The organism is Apilactobacillus kunkeei DSM 12361 = ATCC 700308 (genome assembly GCF_001281265.1).
GTDB lineage: Bacteria > Bacillota > Bacilli > Lactobacillales > Lactobacillaceae > Apilactobacillus > Apilactobacillus kunkeei.
Genome location: NZ_JXDB01000002.1, coordinates 78,906 through 96,555, shown reverse-complemented (window position 1 = coordinate 96,555; position 17,650 = coordinate 78,906). Strand labels below are relative to the sequence as shown.

Here is a 17,650-nt window from a genome sequence, read left to right as displayed (position 1 = left end):
TATTTGTTATACTCTTTCGTAACCAAAGAAAGTTATTAGAATATTTTTCTTGCCACATTAAACGCCGACCATGCTTTTGGCCAACCAACATAAAAAGACAAATGTGTGATGATTTCTGAAATTTCATCTTTAGTAATGCCGTTTTCTTTACCCATCTGAAGATGAGATTTCAATTGTTCGAAATTACCTGCAGCAATTAAACTACTGATTGTAATCATACTTCGTTGTTTTAAAGAGAGTTGTGATTCTCTACTCCAAACTTGACCAAATAGTACATCATCATTAATTTCGGCAAACTTAGGAGCGAATTCACCTAAATTATCTCTTCCAGCTGTCTGTTTTTTCATATTAATCACGCTTTCCTTCGTTATTGGCTTGATTGTACTGATTATCATTTACTGATTCTAGCCATTCTGGAGTACCAGCAGTGATTGCAATATGTGAAAACCAACTATCTGAAGTAGCACCATGCCAATGTTTAACACCATCATGAGTTACCACGACATACCCTGGTAGTAATAATCTAGCTGGTTTATCTTCTTCTTGATACAATCCCATTCCACCAGTCACCAATAGTAACTGGTATCCGTCATGGTGTATATGCCAATTATTACGACATCCCGGTTCAAAAGTAACATTTCCGACACCGACATTCACTTCGTCTTTTGGACTAATCATTCCACTTAGGTAGCTTTGACCAGTAAAGTATTTTGCGTATACATCGTTCTTAGGTCCACGATCAAAAATAATCCCATTCTTTACTTCTTCATTCATTAATGATAACTCCTATCTAAATCGTTTAATATATTCTTCGAAGTTTTCGTTGACCTTATACTTTAGTTTGCCATCATACCAATCAATTTTAAGAGATAAAATTTTCAAGTGAGACTTACGCTCGTTAATCTCAGCAATGCTTCTCTTCCTAACAGACTGTAGCAGCTGCTTTCTCTGATTAATGGTGGAATCTCCTTGTTTGCGCAATTCAACATATTCTTGAATTTCAGTCATCAACATACCTGTTCCCTTAAGGTGCAAAATAAAACCAATCCACTTTACGTCTTCATCATCATAGTATCGACGATTATTTTCGTCACGTTTAGGGATAATTAACTTCTGTTTATCGTAATATCTCAATGTGTATGTGGTTAATCCGACTTTGGTGGCAAATTTTCCAATACTGTATTTGTTCATAAAAAGTCCTTTCTACTAACTTCAATAACAAATGTACCAGTTAGAGTTAACTCTAAGTCAAGTATATAAAAAAAGAATCATCATTTCGATGATCCTTTTTTATTTTGACTATTCTTTGTGAGCAGCCTTTTTGTGTGAAGTCTTCTTAGCATGTTTCTTAGTTGCTTTCTTTGAGTGTTTCTTTACATGCTTCTTTACATGCTTCTTTGCGTGCTTCTTTGAAGCTGACTTCTTATGTGAAGTCTTCTTTACATGCTTCTTAGTAGCTTTCTTTGCATGTTTCTTAGCAGCCTTCTTTGCTGCAGCCTTCTTAGCAGCCTTCTTAGCTTCTTTCTTAGTTGTCTTCTTTGCAACTGTCTTCTTAGCAGCTTTCTTTGATGATTTCTTAGCTACATGTTTTTTAACAGTCTTAGTTTCAGCAGACTTAGTTGCTTCTGGTTTTGCTTCTGATTTATTAGTTTCAATGGCTGTATCAGTCTTGGTTGTTTCTGGTTTAGTTTCTGACTTAGTTGTTTCAGTAGCTGTATCAGTCTTGGTTGCTTCTGGTTTAGTTTCTGACTTAGTTGTTTCTTTCTTATCGCCTGTTGTAGCTGAAGTTGCATCCTTCTTAGTATCTGTTGTTACAGTTTTATCATCTGATTTTGATGAAGATGAGTCTGATGACTTAGAATCATTGGTTTTATCTGCTGATGCAGATGATGTATTTGTAGTACCTTCTGAATCACTCTTGCTTGTATCTTTTGATGCAGCTTGAGTTGTAGTACCTTCTGAATCACTCTTGCTTGTATCTTTTGATGTAGTTGGTGTTGAAGTAGGTGTTGAAGTTTCAGCAAATGCACTTACACCAGTTGAGAAAAATAGAGTTGCGGCAGGTACTAGAGCTAGCACGGCCTTTTTAAAGTTCTTTTTCATAATAAAATCCCCCTCAAAATCCTTACTCAGGATTCGTTTTTAATTTAAAAATTTCGGTAATGACGTTGTCATCATCGTGAAACAGTAAATCTAAAAAAACTGTATAGATGCATCATATATGTACTATACAATCAGGTGATCTTTTTGGTTAAAATGAAAAAATATAATCAAAAAAATCATCTTTATTGATACAAAAAATAAGAATACGATTAAGACGTATTTAAGCAAAAAACAACAGACAAGATACATTGCAAACCAGACTAGATTATATTGTTATAATCTATATTTAATATATCACTAATATTCAAAAATAGATGAATAGAATATCACTAAATAATGTACACATTGTACATATATATTCAAGAAACGCTGATAATATAACGTTTGAAAGCATTAAATTTTTTTAAAGATAATTATATATAATTCAACAATTTGTTTAATTGGTGAAAAAAAGACACCTTATTCAAGGTGTCTTTTAAAAATTCACTTTTACTACTTCACCATTATTAATTGTTGTTGATTTTCCCTCAACATCTAATAACAAATGACCCTCTTTATCGATTCCAGTAACTGTCCCATCAATTGTCTCTTTTGTCGTATCAACACTGACCTTTTTACCATTCAAAAATGACATTTTTTGATAATCTTCAATGAAGTTAGCTTCCAAATAATGAGGAAATTCTTCGTCAAATCCGTTGACGATGTCGGAGACTAGTTTATTCTTATCAATCTGTTTATCACTAATCCAACCAACCTTATCCTTCATTTCGTCCGGAATCTCTTTAGATGATAGACTAATGCCAACACCCACAACAATTGCGGAAGGCTGCATTAATTCAGCATCCATCACTAATTCAGTTAGGATACCGACAACTTTCTTGTTATTTACATAGATGTCATTGATCCATTTAACCCAGAACTCCTCTTCTGGATAACTCTTCTTTAGTGCTTTAGCAACCACTACTGCGGTCATGGTCGTTAGCAAACCAGGATTTAGATGTTTGGCATCATGGAATGGCACCACCATGCTCATGTAGATTCCACTCTTAGCTGGAGAATAAAAACTTCTCCCTCTTCGTCCGTGTCCTTGAGTTTGTTTTTCAGCAATCACCAAACGATGTTTTCCATCTTGACTTTGGTCATTGATTTGCTTGGCGTATGAATTCGTAGATGTAATTTCCTTCTTGAAAATGATTTCGTATTCATTATTTAAGTCTGATTCGATTAATTGTGGGTTTAGTTCGTTGTTTCCTATGTACTTGTATCCTTGATTAGTCTTGCTATCAATTTGATGACCTTGTTGTCTCAATTGATTAATTAGCTTCCAAATCATCGTACGGCTAATGTTCATTTTATTTGCTAATTGATTACCAGAAAGCCAGTCACCTTTATGTTCGATAAACAACTGCAATAATTGATCTTTTTTCATCATGAACTTCCTTTCGTTAATAAGTAAATAATATCATAATAAAATTTTTTCAAAAAAGTATTTGCTTTTTTAATTTACATGTTTTAGAATGATTCTCGCTAGGTGAGTTAGTACTCACTCACCTAATTGTTAGGAGGTATTATTATGACGGACAAAATCATTTCAATTAACAATTTAAAGAAAAAGTATGGAAAGCAAGTTGTTTTAAACAACGTATCATTTGAAGTCGATTACGGACAAATCGTAGGTCTAATCGGACCATCCGGAGCCGGAAAATCTACTATTATAAAGCTAACCTTAGGAATGGAAAAAGCTGACAGCGGCAACTCCGAAGTGTTTGGCATTCATATGCCTAACCGTAAAATCCTAAGCAAGATGGGATACATGGCTCAATCAGATTCACTCTACAATTCTCTGTCAGCAAGAGAAAACCTTCTTTTCTTTGCCAAGATGCGTGAATTAAAAAAAGAAGATTTGGATAGCGAAATAGAGCGAGTATCTAAAGTCGTTGATTTAACAGATCAATTAGATAAAAAGGTCGATAACTTCTCAGGAGGTATGAAACGTAGATTATCACTAGCAATCGCTCTTCTAGGTAATCCTCAGCTACTAATCTTGGACGAACCAACCGTTGGAATTGACCCAGTACTTAGAAAAAATATTTGGACAGAATTGGGTAAGTTAAGAGATAACGGTTGTTCCATTCTAGTAACTACTCACGTTATGGATGAGGCTGAACTAACCGATCGTGTTGCTCTTCTAATCGATGGAAACATCATCGCAGACGACGCTCCAAATAATCTAAAACAACAATATGATGTAGATAGCATTGAAAATGTATTTATGAAAGCCGAAGGTGATATGTAATGAAGACACTATCAATCTCAAGTCGTATATTAAAAGAAATTTTTCGTGATAAAAAAACATTGGCAATGATTTTTATCATACCTATTATTGTCATGGCATTGATGTCATACGTTTTTAAGTCATACAATAGTACAGATATCAATATAGGTACTGTAAATATATCACAACAAGTGGAATCCAACCTTACTAAAGTGAAGAACGTCAATGTCAAGGAATTCAAAAACGAAAAATCTGCCGAAAATGCATTGCGTGATAATTACATTGATTCATTTATCATTTACAAGAACAATGATTACAAAATGGTTCACGCTAACATTGATGCTTCAAAGACTAGCATGACAACGGCTGCGCTATCATCTGCACTTACTCAAACAAGCCTTAAGAACATGTCTACTACGTTAGCAAAGATTTCACCTGTAAAGCAACATCAACCTAAAATTCATCTAACTAATGAATACAAGTACGGTAGCAGTAAGACAAACTTTTTTGATAAGATGATGCCCACTTTAATGGCATTCTTTGTTTTCTTCTTCGTATTCCTAACTTCTGGGATGGCACTTCTAAAAGAAAGAACATCAGGTACATTGGACCGTCTATTAGCTACTCCAGTTAAGAGATCTGAAATCATTTTTGGATACTCACTAAGCTACGGACTAATGGCTGTATTCCAAACAATTATAATCGTATTATTTACAATCAAGGTATTAGATATTGAAGTTGTCGGATCAATATGGCTAATCTTATTAACCACATTCTTACTATCACTAGTCGCAATTGCCGCTGGGTTACTTCTATCGACTTTCGTTAAATCAGAATTCCAGTTAATGCAATTTATCCCTCTAGTGGTAATTCCACAAATCTTTTTCTCTGGACTAATTCCTCTAAATTCTCTTGATAATTGGGCAAAAGTATTATCATTTATCTTCCCAATCAAGTATGCATCAGAAGCAATTAGTAACGTGATGATGAGAGGCTTTACATTCACCGGGATTGTTATAGAATTGATAGTAATAATATTATTCATTGCTATTTTAACTTTCATAAATATTATTGGATTGAAACGTTACAGAAAGGTATAATCAATGGAACAATCTAATTACACCAGTTTTAATGATTGGCTTGAAAACAGCAAAATGCCAAATGGTAAACGTCAGGTATTAAAGTCTGCTGTCAAGCTTTTCTCACAAAATGGATACCAATCGACTTCGACCTCATCAATCGCCAAAGATTGCATGCTAAGTGAAGCCACTGTGTTCAAACACTTTAAAAACAAAAAAGAATTACTAGATACAATCATTACCCCTGTCGTTAACACATTAGCTCCAAGTTTTAGTGAACAATTTGTTGAATCAGTCAGTCATCACACCTTAAAAATCGATGAAATGATTGAATATATCATTACTGATCGTTTTCATTTTATCGAAGAAAACCACCAAATTATTAGTATCATGGTCAGCCAATTATTGATTGATGATAAATTAAGGGATCAAATTGAAGAAATCATGTTACCAAAACTATCCTTCATCATCGAAAAGGCAAATGATTTAATGAAACAAGATGACAGTGTTGCTGACGTTATTTCTGCTGAAGAATTATTTAGAATCATCAGTGGGCAATTGTTGGTATCAACCGTAATTGAATTTAAATTTCCATCAGACAACTGGGATACTGAAAAACAAATTCAATCAATGATTAAAATCTGCAAGAAAGTAATTCATAAATAGAAAAAGGCATCTTTAATAGATCCTTTTTGTTGATTTATCAACGTTGCAAAGAAACTTAGCTAGCTCTTCTCGGTAAAATTTTATATAATTCTGTTGATAAATTGAACGAAAGGACCCGATAAAAATGCAATTTGGTGATCGATTAAAACAACAACGCAAGATTAAAGAATTAACTCAAGATGAGGTAGCAGAAAAATTAAATGTTTCTCGACAAACCATCTCAAGTTGGGAAAATGAAAAAAGTTACCCCGATATCAAAAGCTTAATTGCCTTGAGTAATATATATGATATTTCATTAGATACCATGCTAAAAGAAGATAATGGTATGAAGGAATTCATCGAAAAAAATGACGTACGCAAAAACTTAATTGGACTAATATGTACCGCTTATTCTTTCGATATATTTATCATGTTTTTGTATGGAATTATTATTACTAATCCTTCTGTTATCGGCATTAATAAATTCATTATATCTTTGATAGCTCTTTTTGTTGTGATGATTGTGTCATTAATTAACAAATTCCTAAATAAAATAGGTTTTAAAAACTTCGACCTATTTGGTGAACTTTTTCATTTAAATTATAAATGGTCTAATATTATATCAATATCCTTTCTAGCGATTTTAGCAACTGCATTTTTTACCCAACATTTAATCATCGCATTTTTTCTAATTGTAATTTTAGAAACCGCAATTGTAGTCTATTATCTAAAAAATAAATAAAGCAAAAAAGGCCTGACATTCGTCAGGCCTTTTTATTTATTTCTTTGCACAAAGATGTAGTTTCCTATTAGCATAAAGATGAATACATAAATCGGTATTCCAATAAAGTAAGCATACATTGGCAATAGAGTTAAGTGACTATATGATGAATCACCAGATTGGTTAGTGATATTTAACATGTTAATTGGATTAAATCTTAGTAGCTTGTTTGATGCAATAACCATAAACATTAAATTAGACGCGATTGAAGCTGAGAAATACAAAATAATACTGATAGTAATTGATAGTCCAGATGATCTAAATATTGATGCTAAAAGGAAACATAGACTAACAATTAACCATGTTGAGAAAAACTCACAGACAATATTGGTAAACAATGATTTCATATCAGCTGATGTAATTGCAACTCTTGTGAAAACAAAGTTAATGATAAATGTCATTATAATCGCGAGTAAGTATAAAACAACTGACTGAATAAAGACAAAAATGACCTTACTAAAGTAAATCTGAGTTCGACTAAATTCTTTAGAAATTAATAACTTGATGGTCCCATATTTATATTCGTTTAAAAATATATTACTAGCCATGAAGATTAAGACGAAAACAATCCATAAAGTCGCATTATAATTTTCTATGAATAATGATTTACCTTTAAAGACATTACTATATTTCAATGACAAAATAGCCATTGATAACATAAAAAGCACTTGAATTATCATTGAAATAAACGTCGATTTTTTATGATAGTTTTTAAACATTTCTTGCTTAATTAGATACAACATTTTAACTCTCCTACTTCTCATCCAAGATTTGGATTAAATCATCTTCAAAATCATCATTAATGGTTTGAATAGATGTAAAACTAATTTGTTTGCCGTTTATCAAATCGATAATTTCTTGTAATTTAAAATCACCAACAATCGTTAAACCATCGTTGTCCAAAGAAACTTTAATATCATTGTCTTTAAGAATTTCTGCAGCAGAATTATTGTCTGATGTATTAACGACAGTTTTGTTCACTTTGTTACCAAAGAATTCCAAGTAGTTATCAAAAATTTTGGCACCCTTTTTAATGATAACAACACGGTTAATAATCTTTTCTAATTCAGCAAGAATGTGGCTGGATATTAAGAATGTAGTGCCTTCTTTGTTCAAATCAACAATTAAATCTCTAACTTCTTTGGTACTTTTTGGATCCAAACCATTAACTGGCTCATCCAGAATTGCGAAGCTTGGACGATTAACTAGTGCCATTGCAATTGCTAATTTTTGTTTCATCCCTAGCGAATAACTAATCGCATTTTTATTTATGTAATTTTGCATATTCAATCGATTGACTAAATAATCAATCATCTCGTTATCTTTGGTTTCAGAAAACAATTCAAGATGTTGCAATCCACTTAAGTATGGATATAACACCGGATTTTCAATTAACGAGCCAACACCTTTTAACCCATCTCTTTTGGAAACAGTAATTTCTTTGCCATTAATTCTAATTGAGCCGCCATTATTATCAATCATCCCTAAAATTAATTTCATAATCGTAGTCTTACCGGCACCGTTTTCACCAACTAATCCCACAATATCGCCTTGATTAATTTCAAACGAAATATTATTTAGAATCAATCTTTTACCAATTCGTTTGTCTAAATTGTTAATCTCAACACTTTTTGTCAATTGAATTCTCTCCAATTCTGCTATATTATATCTACATAATACATTAATTAAGAACGGATGTGAAAACGAAATGGGGTTCATTATTTTCCTACTAGTGATTGCTGCACTTTACCTACTGGAAGTTTACGTACTAACCGATACAAAATATTTTTGGGTTGGCGGAATTCTACCACTACTAATTGATATTTTGGTAATCTTTCTAATGGTTGTTTCAAAAAGTTATTCATTCCATGATTTCGCAATGGTATTTCTTGTCTTCTTTGGAACCCTTTGTATTTGGGGTTACGGCGATGATAGACACAAGAAGAAAAATGGCATTAAAAAAGATAAATAAAAGGCCTGACATTCGTCAGGCCTTTTTTATTATTCTTTTGTTTCTTTTTTTTCGTTGTTTTGCTTTAGTAGTTTCGCAAAAGTGGTCATTTGACCATATGAGTCTGCACCGTCGTTTGGCACTACTACCATATTGGTGTCTGAATTTGCTAAATTACTAAATGCTTCGATGCTTTGAGCATTGAAGTACTTGTCATCGGCACCACGTAAAGCTTCTTGAATCTTGTCGATTCTGTACTTTTCAGCATCAGCCTTAGTCTTAGTAGCTTGTGCATTGGCTTCAGCAGTCGCAACTAATGCTTCATTTTGTGCTTTAGTACGTAGTTCGACTGACTTTGCATCCCCTTCAGCACGTGAGATTTCAGCTTGGCGTTCACGATCAGCTGTAAGTTGAGTGTTCATAGCTTCTTGAATTGCCTTACTTGGAGTTAATTCATCGATGTTAATACGATCAACGTTAATTCCATAGATGTCGGTTAAATCACCGATTGCATCAGCTAATTCTTTATTGATTTCCTTGGTGGAACCCAATACTTCGTTTAAATCCATACGACCAATGATATCTCTTAAATGACCACGGACTAACTGAACCATCGACATTACTGAATCGGTGTTTTCGTATTGGTACTTAACAGGTTCAGTTACGTGATAGTTCAAACTGACACTTCCCAATACTTCAGCGTTATCTTTTGTAATCAATGAATACTTTGGTAGTAATTTTGGTTGCATTGCAAGACTAACAGTTCTAACGCGTTGAATCACTGGAATGTAGAAATGTAAACCAGAACTTAAAGTGTGGCTGTACTTTCCTAATGTTTCCACTAATCCTTCGTTATTTTGACGAATGACTTTAACTCCAAATGGCATAATCAATACCTCACTTAATTTTTTGTAAATGAAGAGTATTACCTGTGTTATTCACGACCTGGTAATCAGTTCCATCCTGATAAGTAGAATTACCGGATAAATGGTATCGATACCAAATACCCCCAACTTGAACCAATGATTTATCAGACGAGAAGTCATCGGTAGTAACGACTCTCCCTAAAAACATTCGATGTTCTAAATTGTCAGTCATGAAAAACACCTCCCCCTTTATTCATGACCCATTATCCCATTGTTATATTTAATAGTCGATACATTTTGTACAAAAAACATATAAGAAAATTTAATACTAAAATGAATCTTTTTTAGATATAATGATGACAAATAATTTAATAGAAAAGAGATAACAAATATGGAATTCGGTGAACGTATCAAAGATCAACGTGAACTTCTGCATCTTTCTCAAGAAGAAGTAGCAAAACGTTTACGTGTCTCAAATAAAGCAATTTCCAACTGGGAAGATGAAAAGAGTTATCCAGACACCAGTACATTAATTGACATTAGTAATCTCTATAAAATACCATATGACGAATTTCTAGATGATTATCCTCGCCTAAAAGAATCCATTTCAAAGGACAAGATTAGAAATAATTTTCTAGAATTAAATTACGGTATTTATGCAATATTCTTATTAGCATTGACCATATCACCTATGAATAATGGATTCTTATTCGAAATACTTATTGTAGGCATACTTTTTCTTAGAATAGCATGCGATTACTTCACGAAAAAAACTGGCTTATTAAAGTCAAACCATGATTTATCATTGGTAAATCGTAACAGCAGTTTACCAATTAAAATATTTTTTATTTTAGGTTTCACGATATTATTATTTTTACTTGTATGGGGAATTTACGGCATTTTCACCGATGAAGGTAATTTCAATTTAATCTTATCTGGAGTTTTCCTAGAAATAATGACATTAAGCATATATATAATTGATAAGTTCAATATAAAATAAAAAACGTCACAATCGTGACGTTTTTTTAATACCATCAATGTCCTTTATGTTTTTCCATCTTCTTATGTTGTTTCATTTTAAAATTAATTAATTTCTTTTCTTTATTATATTCACTTTTTTTCTTTTTACTGGTCTTCTTATCTAGTCGACTCTGTTCCTTTAAAGCTTGTTGGGCTTTGGTCCCAATGCCTTTAGACACTTCTTTTCTACTGATTCTTTGTAGTCTTTTAGGATTAATTCTTTTCTCTGAAACCTTAACTTCATCAGAAGATTTTTGATAAAACTTAAATCTTGACCACTTTTTATTTATAAGATTATTTATTGAGTAGGCGGATGGTTCTGATGTTCCTAGCGTTACTTTAGCTACTTCATAATTATCATCAAATGTATTTTCAATAATCAATCGATAAAAAGGAGGATCAAAAACTACAACCGCCTTACCTTTAACAAACCTATCGATGTTTTGACCCTCCTCTTCAATATAAATTATGTTTAAATAATAAAACTATTAGAACCATATATCAACATAACTTCGAATAATTTGTAAATACCAAAAAAACGCCACATAAGTGACGTCTTTTTTTTAATTAATCTTCTTTTCTTCTCTTTTTAATTACGTATACTACCAATCCAATAATAATCCATAAAATTACTGCGTATGGATATAAGTTGCCAGGGAAGTCTGGGATTGGATATAGGTTAGTCCACATTGGGTAAACTAACACTAAAATTCCTAGAACTGGAATCAAAATATGTTTAATAAATGAACGCTTAATAGTATCTCTATGCTTATGGAAATATAGAATCGTTCCAAGACAAGCTAGACCATAAACTGTCAACATACTTAAAACTCCAAGTGTTGAGGAGTTAGCATAAATTACTTCAGGTCCATAATGAACACCAAAAATAAGATAAGCCACTGCCATAATAGCCGTTAACAACCAAATTGAACGAGTGGGACTATTTAGTTTTTCATTAAATTTGCCAAAGTATTTTGGTAGATATTTTTTTACACCCATTGCGTAAATCATGTATGCACCAGCGTTCATGATACCAAGTACGGAGCCAAAACTACTAATTAGAATGGCAAAGTCCATAATCAAAGCCATTGGTCGACCCATATACATTAATGAAAGATCGTTTAATGGCGATGAAGAATGAGCGAAATCTGAGACATGGTGGATACCAAATCCGATTACTTGCATATAACTAGCAATAACAAAGAAAATTCCGGCAAAAATAATTGTAACAATAATAGATAATGGCACTGAACGTTTTGGATTCTTTGTTCTAACAGCTACAGTTGTAACACCTTCAAAACCACAGAAAGAAAGGATGGCAAATACCATTCCTTGTCCAATTCCAGATACACTACTGTGAGTTGGAACAAATGGTTGGGCACTAATGCCATCACGTCCACCTTTGGCAAAAATAATAACGGTTAGTACAACCAAAATAGCAATCGCCAAAAATTCAATTGCAATGGCTGATTTACTGGTAAGCTTTAGACCAAATGTAAGAACTAGTGCAGCTCCTAATAAAATTACAAACGCAATAATTGTATTGTTGAAATTAAAACCTAACTGAGCAAAGAATACATGTGCAAAGTTAGTATTCGCCCCCATACATGAAACCGCTAAATTCACATAGGCAAATGTTAGCGTCCAACCACTAACTAAACCTAATCTTTCTCCTAAAGCTTGTTGGTTATAAGCATATACTGAACCAACGTCTGAAATATGTTTTGATAATTCCGCAAAACAGATACCTACAAAAAGTAATCCGATCGCACCAAGTAGAAACGCTAATGGTACATTAATTCCAGCAAACGGCACTGCTGGTACGGCGTTAAAGGCAATTGAACCAGTTGGAGCAACAGCTGCAACGGCTAACGCAAACGTCTCAAATTTAGTAATCTTTTTTGACTCATCTAAATCCATTATTTATTTCACTTCCTAAGTATTATGATGTGATGTATGTATTCCCCTCCAAACAAAAAAGCCGCTGATCCCATCACTATAGGTCAGCAGCTCTTCTCAGATTAATCGTATGTATCACGACGCGATTAAATAACCAGAGGAGAAGCCGCTGGTTTACAACAATCGCACATGTACATGTTCATAAAATTATTCATATGTGTCTCCTCCTCCGATATATTTCCTAACGATTGTATCGTATACTAAACTTTTAATTATGATAAGTCAATTATAAACACTTAATAATTTTCTAATTTATATTATGAAGATATAAAAAAAGACCGACATTAGTCGATCTTTTAAATATTAATCGTTAACAACAGTAGCCTTGATAGTGTTTCTTTCAGCCATGTCTTTGTATGCTTGATTAATGTCTGCTAGTTTGTATTTACCAGTGAACACTTTACCTGGGTGAATGGCACCTGATAGTACGGCATCCAATAATTCTTGTCTATCGTAAGTAGTAACTGAAGCGATACCACCAGCAAGTGCAATGTTCTTACCAAATGGGGTCACAATATCTAAGTTACCTGAGTGAGGCAAACCAACACGACCAACCTTAGCGCCTGGACGAGCAACGTCTAAAGCAGTTTGAGTTGATAGTTCAGTACCAACACATTCTAAAACAGCGTCTGCACCGTTACCGTGAGTTAGTTCCATAACCTTCTTCACAGCTTCATCACCACGTTCAGCGATAATATCGGTAGCACCGAATTCCTTGGCTAGCTTTTGTCTGTCTTCGTGTCTACTCATTGCGATGATTTGTTTTGCACCGCGTAGTTTTGCAGAAATTACACCACATAGACCAACGGCACCATCACCGATAACAACGGCAGTGTCACCCTTTTGAACATCAGCAGTACGAGCTGCATGGTATCCAGTAGCCATAACATCTGATAGAGCTAATAGTGAATCTAACATTTCATCACTGTAGTCTTCTGGTTTACCAGGAACCTTAACTAGTGACCATTCACCGTGTTGAGCTCTTAGGTATTCAGCTTGGGCACTTTGAGTAAAGTTATCTGAATGGTTTAGACAACTTCCGTCGTAACCAGCTAAACAAGCGGCACAGTGTCCACAACCGTGAGTAAATGGTACGATTACAAAATCTCCAGGTTGTAGAGTAGTGATATCTTTACCAACGGTTTCAACAACACCCAATGCTTCATGACCATTGTTGTAAGCTTTCTTTTTGTATTCGTCTAAACCACGGTATGACCATAAGTCTGATCCACAGACACAGGTACGAACTACCTTTAGGATAACGTCATCATCTTTTTCAATCTTTGGCATGTCGACGTCTTGAACTTCGACTTTACCAGGTTCAATAAATACTGCACTTTTCATAATTGAATCCTCCATAATTTTGATAACTATAATTATTTCATATAAAGTACACTTTAAGTCAAATAATAAGACTCAAAAACATTTGATTTAATCGCTTGCATCTTACGAACAAATGTTCTATTATAACTGTAACATACATTTATCCATGAATTCATTCAAAAAAGACATCTTACAACGCTGCGTAAGATGTCTTTTTTATTCACCTTCGAATCTAAGTCTAACCTGATTAACGACTAATATGGATTCTAGAACATTTAGGAATCCTTGCCCGTAGATGATGATTGTGTATCGGTGTAAATCAATCGTTAATATTACGGTTAGAATTACCACGATTAAAGGGATTATTAGACCCGCTAATACAAAGTGTTTTCCAGATCTAACGTAGTAATGTGTGCAACATAGACCTAAGAAAAAGATAAAAAATAGAGTTTCTAACATTAAGTACTTCTCTCCTCTTGAAGTACACTTTACACCCCTTATTCTAAAATGTCTTTAATAAATTTTCTCATAATTGAAAAAATTTTACAAAACACTAATAGACCAATCGTATTAACATTAAACTAAAAGTTACAAATTAGACATTTGTATAAAATACTATTTATTTTTTCTTCTTAGGCCGAAGTAAGCAAGGCCTAATCCAACTGCAATGGTAGCAACACCTAATGCGATTGCTCTAGTTTGGTTAGTGTTATCACCAGTTTGTGGTAATTTAGCACGAACGTCTTTCTTATCTGCAGCTGGAGTTTGTTGAGCCTTCTTGTTTTCACCCTTGTTGACAGGATCAACAATGACCATTGTCTTTTCATCATTCTTTGGAGCTTGTGATGCAGCTGATGATTGTGCTGAACTTTCAGTTGAAGTAGCAGCTGATGAGGCAACGGCTGATGAAGCACTTTCTGATTTTACAGTTTCAGTTGCTGAACTTGATTGTTTAGTAGTTTCGCTTGATTGTGATACTGGCTTAGTTGCTTCACTAGTTGAAGCTGATGAAGTACTTTCCTTCTTGTCATCGTTTGATGCAGATGATTGTTCTGCTGAGCTTGATTGTGATGAACTCTTTACAGTTGCGTCAGAAGCACTTGATTGAACTGTAGTAGTATCAGAACTTTGAGTAGTAGTTTCAGTAGTTGTGTTGTTTTGTTGAGTGTTTTCGTTAACAACTGTGGTGGTAGGTGCTTTTACTGAAATGTTTACAGTAGTTTGACTGTTATCAACAACTGATGGGAATGAATCGTATCCATATTGGTGAGCTTTAGCCCAAGCAATTAAATCATTAGTATCAGTTTGGCCAAAGTTAGTTACACCAGGTACTGTTTTAGTTTCAACAGTGTGACCGTTTTGGTCAACTAGGTTGATGGTTAATGTGTGAGTTGGTTGAGTTAGCTTATAAGTGTAGCTACCAGCTCTGCTTAAATCCAAGGTATCAGGAACATTGTTATCACTTGTGCTAACACCAGGATAATCGCTTAAACTGTTTAGTAAGTCTGACTTATTAACTTGTGCATTTTGAACTGGATAGGTAATTACCGATGGGTAAAATTGATTATCACCAGCTGGTTTTTGGAATTGATTTCCATATTGATCAGTAAATGTAATTGTTACTAATGATGTTTGTACAGTTTCATCCGCGTGAGCTGTGTATGTAAATGCGAATCGTCCTGCTTGTGTTCCGGTCAATAGTACCCCCGTAATTGCTGAAACGTAAACGAACTTTTTAGTGTTCTTGAATAGTTTTGAATTCTTCTTATTAAACTTCATAGTACAACGTCTCTCTTCTTTATAAAATTTTAATTACAATAAAATTAAGCTTCTTTAAGTATTATATATTTTTTTAAATTTTTTATGCACTTTTTGGCTCGATTTTATACTTTTTTAAACTTTTAAACCATTTAATGACAAAAAAAGAAGACCCTAAGGGTCTTCTTTTCGTATTTATAGATAGATTATCTATTCTTTCTTCTTAATCCAAAGAATCCAAGAACAGCACCAACAATCATAGCGATAACACCAACACCAACAATTGCTTGTTGATTAGTCTTGTCACCAGTTTGTGGTAACTTGTTAGATTCAACATTTGCAGGTTTACCAGCATTGTTACCAGCCTTTTCTTCACCTGGGTTTACAGGATCATAAATAACTGATGTCTTTTCGTTATCCTTGTTAGCTTCTGACTTCTTTTCAGCCATTGATGATGCTACAGATGAAGCAACTGATGATTCAGCTGATGAAGTGTTTGTTGATTCAGAGCTTTGGTTTGCAGCTTGTGATGAGTTAGTTGCTTCATTGCTTTGGCTAGCCTTTGAAGATTCAGCTGAGTTTTGTGTTGAGCTTTCTGCGCTTGATGCATTTGAACTTCCAGCGCTTGAAGCTTCACTGGATTGACTTGAACTAGCTGCACTTGATGTTTCAGCTGATGAGCTTTCACTTGAAGTAGAACTTTCATTAGTGTTAGTTCCAGTTGAAGCAGCAGCTGACGATGTAGTTGTTGAAGCACTTTGTTTGCCTTCGTTATCGTAAGATGCTGAAGCTTGACCATGAATAGTAGTGCCACTAGCGCTTGATACATTAGCCTTTGATACTTCAACGTTGTATTGATTTTCATAGTTGAATGGATCTGAGTAACTGTAGCTGTAGTCATTTGAGAATGGTGCAACTAAGTCCTTGATGTCAGTTGTACCAAAGTCGGTTACAGTGTAGCCCTTAGTAGCAAGAACAGCATGAGTATCCTTATCAATGACGTTAACTGTCAAAGTGTGAGTTGGTTGGTTCAAGGTGTAATTGTATTCTGGCTTGCTCAAATCAATGGTGTCAGGAATATCCTTGTCGTTCTTGATTTGGTCAGTGAAGTCATATGTCTTGTCATGATAATGCAAAGTGTATGAAAGTCGTGACTTTTGGAAGTTATTGCTATCACTTGAAGCAGTCACACCACCAAGGGAGTTCTTGTTTTGATCTTGGAAGTTAATTGTTGAATTGTATTTGTATTGATGTTGAGACGTATTGTTGGTGGTATCCGCCTTAGCTAAATAATTACTGGATGAATTAGCATATTGGGCTCCAGCAAATAATACCCCAGTCATGGCTGCGGCATATACCCATTTCTTAGTATTATTGAATTTAGTCATAATACACAGCTTCTTTCCTATTTCTTTTTACAACTCCATTTTAGGAGTTTTTTTGACGAAGTGTATATTAATGGCGGGATTTTTACCATTTCTTAAAAAAAATTACAAAAAAATAAAGACTGACTCAATCGAGTCGGTCTTATTCTTTAAATATTCCACTTACCGTCTACCTTTTTGAACTTAGGTGCACGGTGTTTTTTAATATCTTCTTCAGCTTCACTTACAGCTTGTTCACGAATGTCTTCTGTGTATTCGGAAATCATATCAATGAAGTCGTCGTCGGTGATATTTTGATCATTTTGGCTGTTATATTCTTCCTTACTATTCTTTAATAGCACTTGGCCAATTTCTTCGACGTCAGCGTCACTTAAGTCTGAGTAGACAGCTACCCATAAATTATACATGTAATTAAAAACGATTTTATCGTTAAACACGTTATTGTCCCTCCTGATATGATTTTCATTATTATACTTATAATTTTACTATATTTGCTAATAAATTT

The 17,650-nt window shown here is 33.9% G+C and carries 22 protein-coding genes; 6 read left to right on the top strand and 16 right to left on the bottom strand.

The window, feature by feature from the left end; all coding sequences use genetic code 11:
- Positions 1–35: 35 nt before the first annotated feature.
- From RZ79_RS00815 to RZ79_RS00795, 5 genes are all read right to left on the bottom strand, one after another.
- The gene (locus tag RZ79_RS00815; protein ID WP_054449600.1) at positions 36–347 is read right to left on the bottom strand and encodes a carboxymuconolactone decarboxylase family protein; all 312 of its coding nucleotides are present in this window, start codon (positions 345–347) and stop codon (positions 36–38) included.
- Between the two features lies 1 nt (position 348).
- Positions 349–774: a cupin domain-containing protein gene (locus RZ79_RS00810; protein ID WP_054449599.1), complete on the bottom strand. Its 426-nt coding sequence runs from the start codon at positions 772–774 to the stop codon at positions 349–351.
- Between the two features lie 12 nt (positions 775–786).
- Positions 787–1,191 (bottom strand): MerR family transcriptional regulator, encoded by a 405-nt coding sequence (locus tag RZ79_RS00805; RefSeq protein WP_054449598.1) that lies wholly within the window; start codon positions 1,189–1,191, stop codon positions 787–789.
- Between the two features lie 108 nt (positions 1,192–1,299).
- Positions 1,300–2,103, bottom strand: coding sequence for a hypothetical protein (locus RZ79_RS07280; protein WP_054449597.1), 804 nt, complete (start codon positions 2,101–2,103; stop codon positions 1,300–1,302).
- 475 nt (positions 2,104–2,578) lie between these two features.
- Positions 2,579–3,535 carry a biotin--[acetyl-CoA-carboxylase] ligase gene (locus tag RZ79_RS00795; protein WP_080997418.1) on the bottom strand — a complete coding sequence of 319 codons (957 nt, stop codon included), beginning with the start codon at positions 3,533–3,535 and terminating at the stop codon, positions 2,579–2,581.
- A 141-nt stretch (positions 3,536–3,676) separates the two neighbouring features.
- Between RZ79_RS00795 and RZ79_RS00790 the strand changes: the two genes are divergently transcribed.
- The 4 genes from RZ79_RS00790 (at position 3,677) to RZ79_RS07120 (ending at position 6,844) form a co-directional block, all read left to right on the top strand.
- Positions 3,677–4,399 (top strand): ABC transporter ATP-binding protein, encoded by a 723-nt coding sequence (locus RZ79_RS00790; RefSeq protein WP_054449595.1) that lies wholly within the window; start codon positions 3,677–3,679, stop codon positions 4,397–4,399.
- Positions 4,399–5,478, top strand: coding sequence for an ABC transporter permease (locus tag RZ79_RS00785; RefSeq protein ID WP_054449594.1), 1,080 nt, complete (start codon positions 4,399–4,401; stop codon positions 5,476–5,478). The genes RZ79_RS00790 and RZ79_RS00785 overlap by 1 nt, the downstream gene beginning before the upstream one ends.
- A 3-nt stretch (positions 5,479–5,481) precedes the next feature.
- Positions 5,482–6,123, top strand: a complete 642-nt coding sequence (locus RZ79_RS00780) for a TetR/AcrR family transcriptional regulator (protein ID WP_054449593.1) — start codon at positions 5,482–5,484, stop codon at positions 6,121–6,123.
- Positions 6,124–6,247: 124 nt separating this feature from the next.
- Positions 6,248–6,844, top strand: a complete 597-nt coding sequence (locus RZ79_RS07120) for a helix-turn-helix domain-containing protein (protein WP_080997417.1) — start codon at positions 6,248–6,250, stop codon at positions 6,842–6,844.
- Between the two features lie 32 nt (positions 6,845–6,876).
- Here RZ79_RS07120 and RZ79_RS00770 read toward each other — a convergent pair whose 3' ends face one another.
- Entirely contained in the window at positions 6,877–7,626 is a 750-nt protein-coding gene (locus RZ79_RS00770; protein ID WP_054449592.1) for an ABC transporter permease, read from the bottom strand.
- A 10-nt stretch (positions 7,627–7,636) separates the two neighbouring features.
- Entirely contained in the window at positions 7,637–8,521 is an 885-nt protein-coding gene (locus tag RZ79_RS00765) for an ABC transporter ATP-binding protein (protein ID WP_054449591.1), read from the bottom strand.
- A 70-nt stretch (positions 8,522–8,591) separates the two neighbouring features.
- Here RZ79_RS00765 and RZ79_RS00760 point away from each other — a divergent pair, with 70 nt between their 5' ends.
- Positions 8,592–8,855, top strand: coding sequence for a hypothetical protein (locus tag RZ79_RS00760; RefSeq protein ID WP_054449590.1), 264 nt, complete (start codon positions 8,592–8,594; stop codon positions 8,853–8,855).
- 29 nt (positions 8,856–8,884) lie between these two features.
- Here RZ79_RS00760 and RZ79_RS00755 read toward each other — a convergent pair whose 3' ends face one another.
- Positions 8,885–9,721, bottom strand: a complete 837-nt coding sequence (locus RZ79_RS00755) for an SPFH domain-containing protein (protein WP_053795030.1) — start codon at positions 9,719–9,721, stop codon at positions 8,885–8,887.
- Between the two features lie 10 nt (positions 9,722–9,731).
- Positions 9,732–9,932 (bottom strand): hypothetical protein, encoded by a 201-nt coding sequence (locus RZ79_RS00750; protein WP_053795029.1) that lies wholly within the window; start codon positions 9,930–9,932, stop codon positions 9,732–9,734.
- 159 nt (positions 9,933–10,091) lie between these two features.
- On the opposite strand from RZ79_RS00750, the gene RZ79_RS00745 reads away from it, so the two are divergent.
- Positions 10,092–10,700, top strand: a complete 609-nt coding sequence (locus RZ79_RS00745) for a helix-turn-helix domain-containing protein (RefSeq protein ID WP_054449589.1) — start codon at positions 10,092–10,094, stop codon at positions 10,698–10,700.
- A gap of 34 nt (positions 10,701–10,734) precedes the next feature.
- On the opposite strand, the gene RZ79_RS00740 is transcribed toward RZ79_RS00745, so the two are convergent.
- The 7 genes from RZ79_RS00740 to RZ79_RS00710 all read right to left on the bottom strand — a co-directional run bounded on the left by RZ79_RS00740 (position 10,735) and on the right by RZ79_RS00710 (position 17,582).
- Positions 10,735–11,160 carry a YjdF family protein gene (locus RZ79_RS00740; RefSeq protein WP_272946479.1) on the bottom strand — a complete coding sequence of 142 codons (426 nt, stop codon included), beginning with the start codon at positions 11,158–11,160 and terminating at the stop codon, positions 10,735–10,737.
- Positions 11,161–11,287: 127 nt separating this feature from the next.
- Positions 11,288–12,640 (bottom strand): APC family permease, encoded by a 1,353-nt coding sequence (locus RZ79_RS00735; RefSeq protein ID WP_054449587.1) that lies wholly within the window; start codon positions 12,638–12,640, stop codon positions 11,288–11,290.
- 342 nt (positions 12,641–12,982) lie between these two features.
- Entirely contained in the window at positions 12,983–14,023 is a 1,041-nt protein-coding gene (locus RZ79_RS00730) for a zinc-dependent alcohol dehydrogenase family protein (protein ID WP_054449586.1), read from the bottom strand.
- Positions 14,024–14,218: 195 nt separating this feature from the next.
- A complete protein-coding gene (locus RZ79_RS00725) occupies positions 14,219–14,461 on the bottom strand; it encodes a hypothetical protein (RefSeq protein ID WP_054449585.1) in 243 nt (80 codons plus the stop codon).
- A 156-nt stretch (positions 14,462–14,617) separates the two neighbouring features.
- Entirely contained in the window at positions 14,618–15,781 is a 1,164-nt protein-coding gene (locus tag RZ79_RS00720) for an LPXTG cell wall anchor domain-containing protein (protein ID WP_054449584.1), read from the bottom strand.
- 185 nt (positions 15,782–15,966) lie between these two features.
- Positions 15,967–17,148, bottom strand: coding sequence for an LPXTG cell wall anchor domain-containing protein (locus tag RZ79_RS00715; protein ID WP_054449583.1), 1,182 nt, complete (start codon positions 17,146–17,148; stop codon positions 15,967–15,969).
- Between the two features lie 146 nt (positions 17,149–17,294).
- Positions 17,295–17,582, bottom strand: coding sequence for a hypothetical protein (locus tag RZ79_RS00710; RefSeq protein WP_054449582.1), 288 nt, complete (start codon positions 17,580–17,582; stop codon positions 17,295–17,297).
- Positions 17,583–17,650 lie beyond the last annotated feature (68 nt).

What these genes read in the sequence shown, in the direction of transcription:
- RZ79_RS00815 (WP_054449600.1), bottom strand. Translation starts at nt 347, where the DNA reads ATGAAAAAACAGACAGCTGGAAGAGATAATTTAGGTGAATTCGCTCCT.
- RZ79_RS00810 (WP_054449599.1), bottom strand. Translation starts at nt 774, where the DNA reads ATGAATGAAGAAGTAAAGAATGGGATTATTTTTGATCGTGGACCTAAG.
- RZ79_RS00805 (WP_054449598.1), bottom strand. Translation starts at nt 1,191, where the DNA reads ATGAACAAATACAGTATTGGAAAATTTGCCACCAAAGTCGGATTAACC.
- RZ79_RS07280 (WP_054449597.1), bottom strand. Translation starts at nt 2,103, where the DNA reads ATGAAAAAGAACTTTAAAAAGGCCGTGCTAGCTCTAGTACCTGCCGCA.
- RZ79_RS00795 (WP_080997418.1), bottom strand. Translation starts at nt 3,535, where the DNA reads ATGATGAAAAAAGATCAATTATTGCAGTTGTTTATCGAACATAAAGGT.
- RZ79_RS00790 (WP_054449595.1), top strand. Translation starts at nt 3,677, where the DNA reads ATGACGGACAAAATCATTTCAATTAACAATTTAAAGAAAAAGTATGGA.
- RZ79_RS00785 (WP_054449594.1), top strand. Translation starts at nt 4,399, where the DNA reads ATGAAGACACTATCAATCTCAAGTCGTATATTAAAAGAAATTTTTCGT.
- RZ79_RS00780 (WP_054449593.1), top strand. Translation starts at nt 5,482, where the DNA reads ATGGAACAATCTAATTACACCAGTTTTAATGATTGGCTTGAAAACAGC.
- RZ79_RS07120 (WP_080997417.1), top strand. Translation starts at nt 6,248, where the DNA reads ATGCAATTTGGTGATCGATTAAAACAACAACGCAAGATTAAAGAATTA.
- RZ79_RS00770 (WP_054449592.1), bottom strand. Translation starts at nt 7,626, where the DNA reads ATGTTGTATCTAATTAAGCAAGAAATGTTTAAAAACTATCATAAAAAA.
- RZ79_RS00760 (WP_054449590.1), top strand. Translation starts at nt 8,592, where the DNA reads ATGGGGTTCATTATTTTCCTACTAGTGATTGCTGCACTTTACCTACTG.
- RZ79_RS00755 (WP_053795030.1), bottom strand. Translation starts at nt 9,721, where the DNA reads ATGCCATTTGGAGTTAAAGTCATTCGTCAAAATAACGAAGGATTAGTG.
- RZ79_RS00750 (WP_053795029.1), bottom strand. Translation starts at nt 9,932, where the DNA reads ATGACTGACAATTTAGAACATCGAATGTTTTTAGGGAGAGTCGTTACT.
- RZ79_RS00745 (WP_054449589.1), top strand. Translation starts at nt 10,092, where the DNA reads ATGGAATTCGGTGAACGTATCAAAGATCAACGTGAACTTCTGCATCTT.
- RZ79_RS00735 (WP_054449587.1), bottom strand. Translation starts at nt 12,640, where the DNA reads ATGGATTTAGATGAGTCAAAAAAGATTACTAAATTTGAGACGTTTGCG.
- RZ79_RS00730 (WP_054449586.1), bottom strand. Translation starts at nt 14,023, where the DNA reads ATGAAAAGTGCAGTATTTATTGAACCTGGTAAAGTCGAAGTTCAAGAC.
- RZ79_RS00725 (WP_054449585.1), bottom strand. Translation starts at nt 14,461, where the DNA reads ATGTTAGAAACTCTATTTTTTATCTTTTTCTTAGGTCTATGTTGCACA.
- RZ79_RS00720 (WP_054449584.1), bottom strand. Translation starts at nt 15,781, where the DNA reads ATGAAGTTTAATAAGAAGAATTCAAAACTATTCAAGAACACTAAAAAG.
- RZ79_RS00715 (WP_054449583.1), bottom strand. Translation starts at nt 17,148, where the DNA reads ATGACTAAATTCAATAATACTAAGAAATGGGTATATGCCGCAGCCATG.